1 protein-coding gene is annotated in these 695 nt (G+C 64.5%); it reads left to right on the top strand.

Features of this window, described 5'->3' with window-relative positions; genetic code table 11:
- Positions 1 to 695, top strand: a 695-nt coding sequence (locus tag NNI01S_RS33015) for a condensation domain-containing protein (RefSeq protein ID WP_245676483.1), incomplete at both ends; no start/stop codon positions are given.

The raw sequence follows: 695 nt of genomic DNA, 5'->3' as shown, positions 1-695 counted from the left end.
GCGGCGGGGCAGATCGCGTTCTGGCGTGGTGAGCTGGCGGGCTTGCCCGACTTGCTGGAGTTGCCGACCGATCGTCCGCGTCCGGCGGTGGCGTCGCTGGCGGGTGCGCGTGTGGACATCGAGATCGATGCGGCGACTCATGCGGGTCTGGTGGATTTGGCGCGTGCGCATGGTGCGACGTTGTTCATGGTGGTGCACACTGCGTTCGCGGTGGTACTGGCCCGGTTGTCGGGTTCGGACGACATCGCCGTCGGAACGCCGGTCGCGGGTCGTGGTGAGCGTGAGCTCGATGATCTGATCGGTATGTTCGTCAACACTGTGGTGTTCCGGACGCGGTTGGAGCCGGATGAGTCGTTCGTCGGTCTGCTCGCGCGGCAGCGCGAGGTTGATCTGGCCGCGTTCGCGCATGCGGATGTGCCGTTCGAGCGGTTGGTGGAGGTGTTGAATCCGCCGCGGTCGACGGCGCGTCATCCGTTGTTCCAGGTGGGGTTGTCGTTTCAGAATGTGGCGCGTGCGGCGTTGGAGTTGCCGGGTTTGACGGTGGCTGGTGTGGATGCCGATTTGGATGTGTCGCAGTTCGATTTGCATTTGATCGTGGGTGACGCCTATGCGGAGTCGGGTGCGGCTGCGGGGCTCGGTGGGTTCTTGACGTATGCGACCGATCTTTTCGACCGGGCGACCGTAGAAGGGTTCGC

Source organism: Nocardia niwae NBRC 108934 = DSM 45340 (assembly GCF_001613465.1).
In the GTDB taxonomy this organism is placed as follows: Bacteria; Actinomycetota; Actinomycetes; order Mycobacteriales; family Mycobacteriaceae; genus Nocardia; species Nocardia niwae.
The sequence above is the reverse complement of the archived record's forward strand: the minus strand, read 5'-3'. Positions and strand labels throughout refer to the sequence as shown.